A 14,409-nucleotide genomic window follows, 5' to 3' on the forward strand; every position below is an offset into this window, starting at 1 on the left:
TTGAGTGAAATAAAAATTTTATAAGGCGCTCAGATATAGCGCGATGCCTCGTATCTGGATAATTTTAAGCGGCAGTGAGCCGGTAAATTTTAACGCCGCCGCTTAACCACTCGTATAAAAATCCATAGTATAATGCCGCCCGTAGCTCATTACAAAGGAGAAAACATGAAGAATTTTACATTATGTTTGATCGCAGCGATCGCACTTTGTGGCTGCGCGACCCCGCAGGATCGATACGGCGGAGATGTTTATGACGCGAGCGAAACGAACCGCATGAGGCAGAGCGATCGGATCGAGATCGTCGATGTCCTGCCCGCCAAAATAAACGTAGAGCGCTCCGAGGGCAATACTGGTAAAATTTTAGGTGGCGTCGCGGGCGGAACTACGGGCGCGGTCATCGGGCATAAGCTCGGCAAACATAGCAGCAGCAGACGCTTAGCTGAGACCGTGGGGCTAGTAGGCGGCGCGGTAGTGGGCGCGGTCGCCGGAGATGCGATCCAAAACTCCCAAAAAACGGTGCAAGGCTCCAATATCATCTACAAGCTAAACGGCAAGGAGTACTCATCGGTGCAAGCCGATCCGCCGTGTAGATTTAGGCGCGGCAAGCCTCTGCTGATCCATACGGGCAGCGAAACGCGGGTGCAGCCAAACTCGGGATGCTAACAGAACTCGGTATGTTAAAATTTAAAGCCGCCCAAAGCTTGCGGTGAAATTTTAAAATTTCACCGCAGCGCTTAAATTTAAGAACGGCGAATTCGCGAAATTTAAAGCAATCTATGAAATTTTAAAGGGCGCTAGCTTTGTAAATTTGCGCCCTTGAAATTTTAAAATTTTAAGGGGATAAATTTGAAAAAGCGTAAGTACGTTTTATCGCTGTTAGCTCTGCTTTCAATCGTTTTCGTTATGAAATTTCCTTTTAGCGACGATGCAATTTTAAAAAAATACTTAGACACTACCTTTCTTGATAGAGTTCGGCGCGATGATAGAGGCGGATTGCCTCCTAAATTTTATATCATAGAAGAAAACCCAACTACGGATGAGATAATGCGAACCTTAAAATTAGTGGTCGAAAATGACGTAAATAAAACCGCGATTATATCGAAACATCAGTATTTTGAGGGCGGTGGACTGATAGAAAACGTTTCGGTTGAGAGGCTAGAGCCTTTCGAAGCTTTAAAGAAATATTACACCATAAAAGAGGCTACGAACGACATCGTTAAAGGGGGTGAATGGGAGAATGGTAAACCAACAGAACAATATGTGGATATACCCATTAGACAAGCTTTCGCGGTTCTAAGCGCTGACGAGGACCTTGTGGATATCTACGCAAAGGATAGTTTTATCAATAAGAGAAGTTGTATAGAATATAGAAAAATTTCATTTTACGGCTCTTACGATAACTATGAAGAATACCATAATAAGGTTCTACACTACGGCAGTTATGGTGTTAATAATTTTAAAGAAGAAGTATACAACTATATAAGATACATTTTAGATAATAACAATTACGAGGGCTATATAAAGACATTTGGACAAATAGTCAATAATTATTATGTAAATTGCAAGATAGATTAAGGGCGATAAAAATTCAATCGCATAGTTTTAAAGTAGTTGCGAAGAAAACCGCTAAAATCTATAAATACAAATTTTAAGATACCCAAATAGAATATTGTATAAAGAAATAAAGAGCACTAAATAGAATTTATCGCAAGATTAAAACATATCAGATACTCTAAATCTAAATTTAATCCCAAATTCTATCCGAGTCTTTAAATTTACCCAAACTCTCTCGCGTATTTCATCCCCAAATCATACGCCTTTTCATTTAGCGCACGGGTTTTTTCAGGCACAGAGCGGAGCATTTGCTCTTTTACTAGCCCTGAGTCCATACAGCGGCTAAGCTCTACTGCGATCGCTAAAGCCACGACACTTTGAGTGATGACATTTCCAACTTCGTATTTTGCGATGGTAATGATTGGAATTTCATAAATTTTAAAGCTTGCCCTATCCTCATCGCTCGGGGCTACTAAATTCGGCTCGATTACGATCACGCCGTCTTTTTTCACGCCATTTTTGAAAGCATCGTAGCTACTCTGCGCTGTTGCGAGCATGAAATCGATCTCGCCCTCGCTCGCGTAAGGATATAGAATTTCTTCATCGCTTAAGATAATATCCACTTTCGTAGGTCCGCCACGTACCTGAGAGGTATACGTAGATGCCTTGATTCCATAGCCGCCGTGCGCGATCTTTGCCGCAGCTAGAATTTCACCCGCTAAGATCACTCCTTGACCGCCCACTCCCACAAATCTTAATTGATTCATCTTAGTCCTTCAAAATTTATCGCTTCGCCGCTTTGTGCCGCGTCTATCACCTTTTGATACGCCTTTGTGTATTCGGTGCGCCCATTATCTTCGTGTAAAACTCCAAGCGGAAATAGCCCCGCTCGCTCATCCTCGCTAAGAGCGTCAAATTTTACTTTAGAGACCGTGCGCGAATCAAGCCACTTTAGCATTTGCACTGCCTCGCTCATTTTATTTTTACGACCCAAATTTACGTGGCAGTTGCTAAAAATATCAAAAAAACTATAACCCTCGTGCTCAAAGCCCTTAGCCAAAAGTCGCTCGATTTTTTCGGGATTTGTCACGCTCTCGCGTCCGACAAAAGTTGCTCCGGCAGCAATCGCAAGTTTCGCCGCATCAAAGCTGGGATCGACATTGCCGTATTGCGCCGTAACCGTCCAAAACCCGCGCGGCGTCGTAGGACTCGTCTGCGAGTTTGTAAGCCCGTAGATGAAATTATTTACCAAGATATGATTTAGATCGATATTGCGGCGGCATCCATGGATCGTGTGATTGCCCCCTATCGCAAGCCCGTCGCCATCGCCAGTAACTACGATTACGTGTTTGCCTGGATTTGCAAGCTTAATACCCGTAGCATAAGCTATCGCACGCCCGTGTGTCGTATGGACGGTATTGCAGTCTATGTAACTCGACATCCTGCCGCTACAGCCAATACCGCTTACCACGCACACATCGTCCATGCTCCAGCCTACGTGGTCAATCGCGCGGATGATCGCTTTTAAGATTACTCCGTCGCCGCAGCCCCAGCACCAAAGTGTAGGCATCTTGTCCGTTCTTAGATATTTATCGTAATCAAACGCCATTTAAAGCTCCTTTACTTTCTCGATAATCTCGCTAGGGCTGATCGGTCTGCCGTTTGCCTTAAGAAGCGTCTTAAAATCATCTCTCAAGCAAGCGCGCTGAACCTCTAGCAGATACTGCCCTAAATTTAGCTCGGCGATCAAAATTTTATTAAATCTCTCCCCTAGCTCCTTTAGCTTGCGCGCAGGGCTTGGCCACAGCGTGATCGGGCGAAAAAGTCCCACACGCACGCCTTGCCCTCGTAGCTTTAAAATCGCGTCTTTTGCTGCTAGGCTAACGCTGCCGTAGGCGATGATACAAGCATCAGCGTCATCTAGCATAAATTCCTCATATTGCACAATGTCATCTTCATGCGCCGAAATTTTATTAAAAAGCCTTTTTATAGAGTGATCCACGATCTGCTCGTTTTCAGTTGGAAAGCCCTTTACGCCGTGATGCAGCCCCGTTATGTGATAGTGGTATCCCCTAAAAAAGGGATTTAGCACCGCAGGCTTATCGGGCGCAGCATCGTAAGGCTCATAATCTTTCGGACTGCCTTTAAATTCCGCCCTGCGCTCGATTTTTAGATCCGAAATTTCAGGCAGCACCGCCTTTGCCTGCATATGCCCAAGCGTCTCATCAAGTAGCAAAAATACCGGCGTCATAAACCGCTCGGCTAGATTGAAAGCGCGCACGGTCTGCGTGTAAGCCTCCTTTAGCGAGCCCGGGCACAGCGCGATGCTTTGAAAATCGCCGTGAGTGGGGTTGCGAGCTTGCAAAATATCGCCCTGCGCCACTCGCGTAGGAAGCCCGGTGCTAGGACCTCCGCGCATAACATTTACGATTAAAAGCGGAATTTCAGCGATAAAGCCAAGCCCGATCTGCTCTGATTTCAGCGAAATTCCAGGGCCGGAGCTTGCCGTCATCGCCTTTGCACCGCTCATCGACGCGCCCAAAGCTACCGAAATGCCCGAAATTTCATCCTCCATCTGGATAAATTTGCCTCCGACCTTAGGTAGCAAGCGGCTCATCTCGTGCGCGATCTCGCTACTCGGCGTAATCGGGTAGCCGCCGAAAAAATTACAGCCGCAATCAATCGCCGCACGCGCAATTAAGGCGTTGCCTGTGGAAATTACCTCTCTCATTATGCGTCCTTGGGTTTCATAAAATTATTGTTTTTGATTTTTTCAGCCATCTCTCTAGCCTGCGAGCTTAGACGAGCGAATTTAAAGTCCTTGGGCGCGACGAAAATCGCAAAATCAGGGCAGTGCAACTCGCACTCCCTACAGCCGATACAGGCGCCCTCATCCACCACGTCGATCATCATGCCCTGCACGGCGCCCTCGTCCTGTCTCATCGCGATCGCGCCGCTAGGACAGACGCTTACGCAGATATTGCACGCCTTACAGCGGCTCTCATCCGTCCAGACGGCGCGCTGGCTCTCATTTTCGCTCATATTTTCTCCTTAATTTATCAAAATCTGCACTAAATCCCGCCTCGCGATTTAAAATTTGAAATTTTGCGGCGCAAGCCCGCTTTGATCGCATTGAAGTCCTCTCGTTTTTAAATTTTGCAGAGTTTAAATTTTAAAATTTTGTGGCGTTTAAAAATTTTACGTCACGCAAAATTCTGCGCCAAAGTAAAATTTTAATCTATGAAATTTCACAGCGGGCAAAATTGCGCAAATTTTAAAATTCCGCAGCGAATGAAATTTTACGCTGTAAAATTCCGCGAGCTTAAATTTCTTGCCAAAGTGAAATTTGATGCTGCAAATTCTATCACAAGAATTCTGCGCTTTAAAATTTTAGCTCTGTAAATTCCGCATCGCGTCGAATTCGCTTTATTTCCACTAAAACTTTAGCTCCGCTATCCGCTCACGCATCCGTTCGAGCTGCTTGTAAAACTCGCCCGAGTAGGCGAAATTTTTCTCTATCGCGCCCATTTTGCCGACGCTTACGAAGCGCCCCAAAGGCACTCCCGATCTATCCGCGACGCAGCAGGCGAGCGTGCCGCAGGTATCAAAAAGAATGTATTTTATGATTTTTACGATGCCCGCAGCGGGCGCCAAATACGCCGACGTACCCAGCAGCTCGCCGATCTGCGCGCCGGCGCATTTGGTATTTCGTACCGCGCGACCAAAAATTTCATCCGAAATTTCAAATCCCAGCTCGTTTTTAAGCGCAATCATCTCTTCGCTATGCGGACCCACGATCGCGCTTCTCATCGATGAAATTTCCTTGCCGCTCGCTCGCGCGAGTTCAAATTTAAGCCGCGCGCCGTCTAGCTCACCCGCCATGCCGATGACGCGCTCTTTTGCAAACCCGCTAGCTTGCAGCGCTGCATAAACCATAATATCAAGCGGATTGGTAACGACGATGATGATGGAGCTAGGCGCGTATTTTGCGGCATCACGCGCGCATTGCGCGACGATGGCGGCGTTGCTGCCAAACAGCTCCTCCCTGCTCTGCCCCGCCTTTCTTGCATGCCCCGCCGTGATCACGACGATGCCTGCCTCCGCTATGTCGCCGGGCTCCGTACTGCCGCTTATGCGCAGGTCGCGCTCATAAACCGCCGCCGTATGGGCTAGATCGAGTGCCTTGCCGCGCGCGATCCGCTCTACAGCATCCACAAGCGCAATGTTATCTATCTTTTGGCTCAAAGAATCGCTTACGATAAGATCGTTCGCTACCGCTGCGCCAATGTTTCCTGCGCCGAATATCGCTATTTTCATTGTTATCTCCCAAATATCGACCCGCATTTTTATAACTGCGGGGGTTAAATTTTAAAATTTAAAGACGAAATCTCGTTTTTTAAATTTGATGCCGAAACGGACTTAAATTTTACCTCTGCGCCTTTACGTTGCGCTCGTGCTCGGCTTGTGTGCGCGCAAAATCGTGAAGCCCCGTCTTTTTATTTCGCATAAAATACAGATACTCGCTCTTTGCGGGCGCAAAAACGGCGCGTATCGCATCGCGAGAGACCACGCACACGGGCTCTTTCGGAAGTCCGTCGTTGAGGTAGGTGTTGTAGTGGCTGGTGTCGGTGCGGATACGCTGCGGAGTGATCTTGACATGCGAAAACTCGCCGTAATTCAGCGTGCCGTCCATCTGAAGGCGCATATTTTTGGCTAAGCGATTGTCGATGACGGAGGCTACGAGGGGCATCTCATCTGCGTTTGCGGCCTCTTTTTGAATAACCGAGGCCTTGATCAGCACCTGCTTCCACGCCGTGGCGTTATAGTCGCCGCTAAGCTCGCGCGACAATCCTTCGTGGAATTTTTGCGCGCTTGAGATGAGGTGGTCAATGATATTTTTTTCGCTTTCGTTTTTGCTAATTTTGTAGGTTTCAGGCACCAAAAAGCCCTCGTAAAACGGCGCCGTGGCGTTGTATTCTCGCTCAAGCTCGCTAAAGCTTAGCCCGCGATCTTTCGCAAGCTGTTTTAAAAAGACGATCGTAGTCTCGCCCGGGATCAGCTTGATCTCGTTCATCACGGGCTTTGCGACGCTTAGCTCATACAAAAATTGGTATTTGGGCAAATTTTCGCCGCTAAGCTCCAGCTCGCCAGTTTTTGCGCCGCCGTAAAAAGAAAGCAGCCTCGCGTCGAATTTGCTAAATTTTGGATAGCTCTTTGAGAGTTGCGATAAAATTTTCGTTGAGCTGCCCTGGCCTATCTGCACGGTTGTCGCGTTGCCGACGCGCTCGTGTAGATCAAAGCCCACGGCCAAAAGGAAGATAGCCGCAAGCTCGATACAAATGCACGCCGCTTTGATGAGCTTTATAAAGAATTTCATGCGTTCCTTTCAAAATTTAGCTGAAATTATAGGCAAATAAGCCAAAATTTTGAATAAATTTCATATTATAAGCGCAGTTTTTCGGCACGCCCGATTTGATTTTGGGCGTAGCTTTTTAACGGGACGATGATGTATAAATTTTTAGCTAGATTTTTTCTTACTCTTACTATACTTTTTATAATCTGCGCGGTAGGTCTAAAACACGGTATTGCGATTTCGCAGCTGGACGTGGGCTTTGCAAAGCTTGAGGGTTTTTATCTCAAGCTAAATAAAAGTTTCGTGCTGCGTATCAAAAATCTTGAAATTACGCAAAATAATACACAAAATTTAGAGCAAAATTCCACCGATCTGCGCACGCAAAGCGAGAAAATTTTGGAATTTAGCAAAAAAATCTCACTCATCAACTCCTTTTTTGAAGAGATCGACGTGCAAAATTTGAAGATCAAGGGCGAAAGTCTAAAGCTAAAATACAAAAGCGACGTTTTTTACGCCGATACGCGGTTTTTTAGGCTAAACTCAAAGATCACGCCGAGCGCAAACGGGCTGAACTTCGATCCGATCGAGCTTGAACTAAATGATTTTAACCTCACTCTGCACGGCACGGCGCGAGCAAATTTCAGGGCCGATACGTATGATTTTAACGGCACCTTCGCTTCGCACGAGATCGCGGGCGAGCTTGACGTGCACAATATCGGCTCACAGCTAAATATCGAGATAAACCGCGCCTCGGCCTTGAGTCTGAAAAATTTTATGAATGAGCTGGGCGCGCTTACGGGGTTAAATCCTCTTGCGAACGAGTGGATCTACGGCAAGGCGGTCGCACAAAACTACTATATCGAAAACCTCCACGCCAAAATTGATCTGAAAGATCCGCGCCCGATCGCCGAAAACGTTAGCGCTACAGCCTACGCGCAGGATCTTACGATAAAATTTCAACCGCAAATCGAAGCCGTAACGGTAAAAGACGCCAACATCACGCTTAAAAACGATTTTCTAAATTTCACGCTGAATGAGCCTAAATTTAAAGGCAAAAGCCTGGAGGGAAGCGGCGTGCGTATCGGCGGGCTCTTTGAAGAGAGGCCGATCGTATATCTGGATCTGCGGACCAAGGAGAGTTTGGGCAAGGACCTTATAGCGATCCTGCAAAGCTACGGCATAGACGAGCCCGTATATCCGCTGGGCGGCGGGATCGATGCGCGCGTGCTGATAGACGTGGACGTCGAAAAGGAAAGCGCCAAGGTCGATGCGAACGTGACGCTAAAAGATGCCGATCTGATGATCTCTAAAGCGAAATTTCACTCCAAAGCCGCGCGGGTGCATATCACGGAAAAAAAGATCGACATCAAAGACGCGAATCTGCAAAATGAAATTTTTAACGCCACTGCAAGCGGCAGTATCGATATCGCCACGCGCAAAGCTAAATTTAACGGCGTTATTCATAGCTTCAATCTCTCCCCGAACGGCAAAGAAATTTTAAAATTTGGCGACGCGCGAGATAATATAAGCCTTGATTTTAGCGGCAAAGCGCCGGTGCTGAGCTCGCAATTTTTAGGCGCGAAGATGAGCTTCGGCGAGCGGATCGAGATTAGCTCGCCCGATATTAGCGGAATTTTGCCATTTTCTAAGACGCTTAAAAACGCGGGCATTAGCGGCGGAGATCTTAAAATTTTAACCAGCGATTTTACAAACTTAGATATCAGCAGCAGCAATCTCATCTTTGATTTCGGTCTGCTGAACAAGGACGGAAGCCATTATAAAAACGACTCTTTCGCGCTTAGAGTGCGCGGAGGCGATCTGGACGGCTCTAGCGGAAGCGGTAAAATTTCTCTCAAAATCAACAAAGGCGGCAACTTCGTCTCGCTAAAAGACGTGGACGTCGCGATCAATACGAGCGTGCAAACCAGCGAGTTTAATAGCGGCACAAAGGAGCGCTCGCCGATAAATTTCAGCGGGCAAAATTCTGCGATCGTGCTATCCGATCTTAATAAGACGCTGAAATTTACGCACTTTAACGGCGTGCTGGACGGCAAAAATATGAATTTAAACGCAAGCTTTAAACGCGGCGACGTGAAGTTGATCTTTAAAAAGAGCTTGCTTCAAATTTTTGCGCAAAACATCAGCGGCGAGGCGCTTAATCAATTTCTGGGCTCGCAGAGCTTCGACGGAGGGGTATTTACGCTAAAAGCAAGCGGTATCGATCCGCGCAACTACCGCGGCGAGATCAACGTGCAAAACACCTATCTGAAGGACTACATCATCTATCAAAGGCTGCTTAGCTTTATAAACTCCGTGCCGTCGCTGCTTACGTTTAAGACGCCCGATTTCAACGATCGCGGCTTTAGCGTGCAGAAGGGCAAAATTTACTTTCGCCGCAGCGGCGATAAAATTTACATAAACGCGATGAACTTTACCGGCAGTAGCGCAGACATCGCGGGTAACGGCGAAGTGGATATGAAAAGCGGCGCGCTAAATATCGATCTGGAGCTTAAATACCTCAAAGACGCAAGCTCGATAATCTCAAAAATCCCGCTGCTAAATCATATCATCTTGGGCGAAAACAACACGATCTCCACGATCATCGAGATTCGCGGCACGACGAAAAAACCCACCTACTCGACCGCCGTTGCGACCGACGTGCTAAAAACGCCGTATAATCTTATCAAAAACACGCTGATGCTGCCCTTTGTGATCTTCGGCGACAGCGAGGAGAGCAAATGAAATTTCCGCTCGATTATAAGGATAGCTTTGAAAAATCGCTGCTGTTTTGGCTCGTAAAATTCGTGCGCTACAAGCTAAGCGCGCTATCGAATAAGGAGCTGAAAAACGACGCGCTGTTTCGCCGCGCGAGCCTGGCGCTAAATCACGAGGTAGCAAATATCGGCGAACTCGAGCGGCTTGTAAAAGATGCGCGAAATGCGGGACTTACGGGCATCAATACCTATTTTAACCCGCTTAAAAAATTTTACGAAGCGATAGTAGAGTACGGCCTTGAGAGTATGAAAAATATCGACGAGGAGCTTTTGAGCGAAATTTTAGCTTCCATTACGGGCGGTCTGAGCGATGCGAGCAAAAAAAACTACCGCATCGCCGTGATAAATTTTTTCGGCTTCATCGACCGCCAAAACGAGCAGGACGGCACCTCGCACAACTTCGGTATCGAGCTTAAGCACTGGGGCGGCATTAGCGGCAGCCGCGGCACGAAGCTTCCGGAGTTTATGAGCGAAGAGGAGCTGAAGCGATTTTTGGACGCGATAAATCTAAGCGAGTTTCGCTCCTTTGCCCATCGCAACCGCCTGATCGTAAAAATCATCGTCTACACGGGCATCCGCGTGGGCGAAGCGATAAATTTAAAGCGCAAAGATATCGCGCCCGAGGGCGATCTTTTCATCATCCGAATTCGCGGCAAGGGCAATAAATACCGCATCGTAATGATCAAACGCCACCTGATCGAGGAGCATCTAAACGCGCTGGAGACGAACTTTGCCAACAAAGAGGGCTATCTTTTCGTCACCAAAAACGGCGCGCCGCTTACTCAGGCCTACGTTAGCGGCATCGTGGAGAAAATTTTAATGAGCGCGGGCATACGCAAGGAAAAAAACGGCGCTCACATGCTGCGCCACACCTTCGCGACGATGCTTTACAAAAAGCAAAAGGACCTCGTGCTCGTCCAAGAAGCCCTCGGCCACGCGAGCCTAAATACTTCGCGCATCTACACCCACTTCGACAGCGACAAACTGCGCCTTGCGGCGAAGGTCGCGGAGGAATTCGAAGAGTGAAATTTTAAAATTTGAGATGGCGCGAGGCTTGCTTGAGCGAGATTTTTTAAATCTCGTTTTGATGCGACTTTGAAATCGTTTTTATGGAATATTTTACAAGAATTTCAGAATTTTATTTTGAAAAATTCTGAAATTTGTTTTTCATACTAGCATAACAGAACCTAAAAATTTTACCTTGCGAGCTTTAGAATTTAACTCGGCAAAATTTAAAATTAACGCGCGAGCCTTAGAGCTTGATCGCAAAAGAATCTAAAATTTTACTCTTTTGGAATATAGAATAATTTACTTTTTAGATTTTCTCATGCGATTTTGCCTAAAATTCCAGATAAATTTAGTATAAAATTTCATTTAAATTTTGACGATACTGGATTTCATCCAAGAATTTTATAAGCAAAGGATAATCGACATATTAAGAGGTAGCGGATATAAAATTTATCTGCAAATTCCGCAAGGATGGAATTTCTGATTTAAAATTTAAACCCTCAAAATTTTATAGTTTGATTTACTTCCAAATTCTCATCGCACCGTATTCGCCTTAAAATTAAAGACACAAAAGATTCTGCCACCAAAGTTTGCTGCGAAATTTACCGATGCGAAGCTTGCTTCGTAAACAGCGCAAGAATCATATAGGAATTTATAATAAAAATTTAAAGATACAAAATCCATCGGCATGACTATTTTTAGATTTATTTTACGACAGAAATCCCGCTCTTGCGAGCAGGATTTCATTTCTTAGGGGGATAAGAAAAGGAGTTTAGGCTAAATAAATTTAGCCCGAGATTTCGTCTAGCCACGGAATTCGCGGCAAAAAGGAGCAAAAAGACGAAATCTCGCGCAAAATTTTAAGCCAAGATTTGAACGATCAGCTCGCGACAATAAACGAAATTTGCGACGGCTTCGAAAGCTATCGCAAAAAATGCCGTGCCGCAAGCATCAAAATTAAACGAGCCTTTGTTTTTTGAAATACTCGCGCGGAGCCTTGCAGAGCGGACAGGCGCCCGGGGCTTTCTTGCCGCGATGAACGTGCCCGCAGACCTCGCACACCCAAACTTCCTCGTCGAAACTCTCGAAAAAGCCCTCCTCTAGCAGGATCTTTTGAAGCTCGTTGTATTCGCGCTCGTGCTCCTGCTCGACCTTGCCGATAGCGTTAAAAAGGCGCGCAACCTCTTTTTTACCCTCTTCGGTCGCGATTTTAGCGAAGCTCGGATACATACTCTCGTGCTCGTAGCGCTCGCCGGCGGCAGCATCGAGCAGATTTTTATCCATCTTATCAAGCGGGATACCCGCAGCCGCGTGATGTGCCTTTAGCTCGGCTCTGGCGTGCCATTTTTCGTTTTCGGCAGCCTCGTAAAAATGTCGCGCGATGGCGTGAAAGCCCGCCTCTTTGGCCAAATCGCCATAAAGATCGTATTTGTTGCGCGCCTGGGACTCGCCTGCGAACGCCTTCATCAAATTTACCTGCGTCAGATCCTCGGTAATGCATTTCATCGGCTCGCCGCAGCAGCTAAGCGTGCCGCCGCCTACGTTTTGCACCTCGACCTCCGCGCCGCACTTGTCGCATCTGTAAGTTTCGTACTGTCTCATTTTCAACCCCCTTATCAAAAATTTTGTGGAATGATACCAAAGCTACTATTAAATTTTACTTAATAAATTTTATTCTTCTCAATAAATTTATATTTTTGAGAAAATTTCAGCGTGAAATTTCCATCCGTAAAATCTAAATTTAAGGTTTTTCAAAGCAAATGGAATTTCAAGCGAAAGTGCTAACACTCGATCATCTAAAAATATGAAATTTAGTTTTCTGACTCATTTAGTCTACGATTTTAAGGCGAGCCACATCATTGGAAATTTTTTAAAATTTAAAGTTATCTCAAAAATAACTTGCTAATTTTACCGCGCAGTCTTGTTTATGAGTATATAACGATGCTCGGCAAAAGTAGCTTTAAATGCGCTAACGAGCTGCCCGATTGTAATTATGAAGCGTTAAAAGCGTAATTAAGGGCGTTGTAGCATTACCATTCTGCCGCTATGATCGGTAATATCTGAGAATTTATGAATGTCAAATTCTAAGCCGCAAATCGAGCAAGGAGGAAATTTATCGATTTCCTTCTCGCCTAAAAGCGAGCAAATTCCGCCTATTGTCGGATTATGTCCAACGATAAATACGCATTCTGCGCCAGCTGCATTAAAATTTTGCACAACATCAGTGCTAGAAATTTCCACATTGTTGCAAGATATCGCATTATTTTCGCTAATGCTAGCGGGAATTTTAGTGCTCTTAAAAGCAGAATTTTCAGCGTTTGCATCGCGATGTTTTTCGCTACTCAAACCAACCGCATTGTATTTTTCAACATTCACACTGCACTCAAAAAATCGTATATCATCCAAGCTGCGAACAAACTTTGCTAAATCCCATAAGCCTATGTCGTATAACTCTCGCAATGACGCTACCCTTTTTGTCGCATCCAACGCATTAGCGATAATTAGCGCCGTATGGAGTGCGCGTATAGCCGAGCTTGTAATAATCAAATCAGGCGCAAGTCCCAAGCTACGCAGCTTTTCTCCGAGTTTAATTGCGCAAAGTTCACCCGCATAGCTCAATGTCCGTTCAAAATCGCTTCCGTTGCCGCTTTGCGCCTCGGCATGTCTTATAAAATATATCCGTTTCATCTGCATCCTTTCATAAAATTTTATGTATAATTTAGCGTTAAATTCTACAAAATTCTAAATTTTTTCTGGATCATTCCAAAACCATAACCGACCACAAATCCCGCTATGTGCACATACCATGCCACATTTACGCCCATTAACATCGGCGCAAAGCTCATTATCAAAATCGCGACAAAAATCCCGCCCGCATTGCGTTCATCAAAATAAGCAATCACGCCTAAAAGCACGCAGATAGCGCCACTAGCGCCTACGATATTGACGATTTCTCCCATGCTCATGGCATAACGGATATAAATCAGACACAAAGCGCCGCTCAGCAGCCCGCCTACGATGTAAAGTAGCGTAAATTTTATCCCACCGAACGCTCGCTCTAAAATCCCACCAAATTGATATAAAACCGCCATATTCATCGCTAGATGCATCACTCCGCCGTGCATAAAAAATGAACTTAGTAGCTGCCACAGCATCCCTTCGAAAAAATACGGATTGAGCCCGAAAAATAGGTAGGACTTAAAGCCAAAAAAATATTCCAATGCGAATGAAATCACGAAAAATAGGATATTTGCTGCGATTATCGCGAGAGTAAATTTGCCTGATTGCATGAAACTCCTTAAATTTTTCACGCATAGTAGCGAAATTTTGATTAAATTAAAGGCGTCGTGTAATTTTATAGGCTCGAGATAAATTTATGGATAAGTGCTAAGCATTAAAATTCGTTAATAGTTTTAATTGCAAGCGCCTTATCAAAATAGCTGCGTTAAAATTTAAAATTTAGATATAAAACTTTAAACTAAAATTTCCTTAATAAAATTTAGATCGTAAATCTTTTTTAAAACTTTACGGAATTCATAGAGTTTATCCGACGTAAATTAAAAAGCAAACACACTGTAAATTTAAAAACGATAAAATTGCAGTTATATGAAGCCATTTTGTAGAATTTTATATAAAATTATAAGTATAATTTTACTAAGAATAACAAAAATTTGAGTTCAAATTAATTTCAAAATAAATTTTTAGAGTAATATTTTATTA

At 45.1% G+C, this 14,409-nt stretch carries 14 protein-coding genes; 5 read left to right on the forward strand and 9 right to left on the reverse strand.

Annotation, left to right across the window (positions count from 1 at the left end; all coding sequences use genetic code 11):
* The first annotated feature begins 165 nt into the window (after positions 1–165).
* Complete coding sequence (locus Q0393_RS08985) at positions 166–663, forward strand: hypothetical protein (protein WP_298979618.1); 498 nt, start codon at positions 166–168, stop codon at positions 661–663.
* A 183-nt stretch (positions 664–846) separates the two neighbouring features.
* The gene (locus Q0393_RS08990; protein WP_297963415.1) at positions 847–1,575 is read left to right on the forward strand and encodes a hypothetical protein; all 729 of its coding nucleotides are present in this window, start codon (positions 847–849) and stop codon (positions 1,573–1,575) included.
* A gap of 200 nt (positions 1,576–1,775) precedes the next feature.
* Here the strand turns inward: Q0393_RS08990 and Q0393_RS08995 are convergent, their stop codons facing one another.
* The 4 genes from Q0393_RS08995 to Q0393_RS09010 are packed head-to-tail and all read right to left on the reverse strand — an operon-like array spanning position 1,776 to position 4,596.
* Positions 1,776–2,321 (reverse strand): 2-oxoacid:acceptor oxidoreductase family protein, encoded by a 546-nt coding sequence (locus tag Q0393_RS08995; RefSeq protein ID WP_298979620.1) that lies wholly within the window; start codon positions 2,319–2,321, stop codon positions 1,776–1,778.
* Positions 2,318–3,163: a 2-oxoglutarate ferredoxin oxidoreductase subunit beta gene (locus Q0393_RS09000; protein WP_298979622.1), complete on the reverse strand. Its 846-nt coding sequence runs from the start codon at positions 3,161–3,163 to the stop codon at positions 2,318–2,320. Before Q0393_RS09000 ends, Q0393_RS08995 begins: the two co-directional genes overlap by 4 nt.
* Complete coding sequence (locus tag Q0393_RS09005; RefSeq protein ID WP_298979624.1) at positions 3,164–4,285, reverse strand: 2-oxoglutarate synthase subunit alpha; 1,122 nt, start codon at positions 4,283–4,285, stop codon at positions 3,164–3,166.
* On the reverse strand, positions 4,285–4,596 hold the full coding sequence (locus Q0393_RS09010; protein WP_298979625.1) for a 4Fe-4S binding protein: 312 nt from the start codon (positions 4,594–4,596) through the stop codon (positions 4,285–4,287). The genes Q0393_RS09005 and Q0393_RS09010 overlap by 1 nt, the downstream gene beginning before the upstream one ends.
* A 198-nt stretch (positions 4,597–4,794) precedes the next feature.
* Between Q0393_RS09010 and Q0393_RS09015 the strand changes: the two genes are divergently transcribed.
* Complete coding sequence (locus tag Q0393_RS09015) at positions 4,795–4,956, forward strand: hypothetical protein (protein WP_298979627.1); 162 nt, start codon at positions 4,795–4,797, stop codon at positions 4,954–4,956.
* A gap of 33 nt (positions 4,957–4,989) precedes the next feature.
* On the opposite strand, the gene Q0393_RS09020 is transcribed toward Q0393_RS09015, so the two are convergent.
* Positions 4,990–5,871 carry a malate dehydrogenase gene (locus Q0393_RS09020; protein WP_298979629.1) on the reverse strand — a complete coding sequence of 294 codons (882 nt, stop codon included), beginning with the start codon at positions 5,869–5,871 and terminating at the stop codon, positions 4,990–4,992.
* 109 nt (positions 5,872–5,980) lie between these two features.
* The gene (gene mltG / locus Q0393_RS09025; RefSeq protein WP_298979631.1) at positions 5,981–6,931 is read right to left on the reverse strand and encodes an endolytic transglycosylase MltG; all 951 of its coding nucleotides are present in this window, start codon (positions 6,929–6,931) and stop codon (positions 5,981–5,983) included.
* Between the two features lie 129 nt (positions 6,932–7,060).
* On the opposite strand from mltG, the gene Q0393_RS09030 reads away from it, so the two are divergent.
* A complete protein-coding gene (locus Q0393_RS09030) occupies positions 7,061–9,649 on the forward strand; it encodes an AsmA-like C-terminal domain-containing protein (protein WP_298979633.1) in 2,589 nt (862 codons plus the stop codon).
* Positions 9,646–10,707 (forward strand): tyrosine-type recombinase/integrase, encoded by a 1,062-nt coding sequence (locus Q0393_RS09035; RefSeq protein ID WP_298979635.1) that lies wholly within the window; start codon positions 9,646–9,648, stop codon positions 10,705–10,707. Before Q0393_RS09030 ends, Q0393_RS09035 begins: the two co-directional genes overlap by 4 nt.
* Before the next feature lie 939 nt (positions 10,708–11,646).
* Here Q0393_RS09035 and Q0393_RS09040 read toward each other — a convergent pair.
* The 3 genes from Q0393_RS09040 to Q0393_RS09050 all read right to left on the reverse strand — a co-directional run bounded on the left by Q0393_RS09040 (position 11,647) and on the right by Q0393_RS09050 (position 13,979).
* The gene (locus Q0393_RS09040) at positions 11,647–12,291 is read right to left on the reverse strand and encodes a ferritin family protein (protein WP_298979637.1); all 645 of its coding nucleotides are present in this window, start codon (positions 12,289–12,291) and stop codon (positions 11,647–11,649) included.
* Between the two features lie 411 nt (positions 12,292–12,702).
* Complete coding sequence (locus Q0393_RS09045) at positions 12,703–13,383, reverse strand: histidine phosphatase family protein (protein ID WP_367179182.1); 681 nt, start codon at positions 13,381–13,383, stop codon at positions 12,703–12,705.
* A gap of 38 nt (positions 13,384–13,421) precedes the next feature.
* Entirely contained in the window at positions 13,422–13,979 is a 558-nt protein-coding gene (locus Q0393_RS09050) for a rhomboid family intramembrane serine protease (protein ID WP_298979639.1), read from the reverse strand.
* Positions 13,980–14,409 lie beyond the last annotated feature (430 nt).

The organism is uncultured Campylobacter sp. (genome assembly GCF_938015785.1).
In the GTDB taxonomy this organism is placed as follows: domain Bacteria; phylum Campylobacterota; class Campylobacteria; order Campylobacterales; family Campylobacteraceae; genus Campylobacter_B.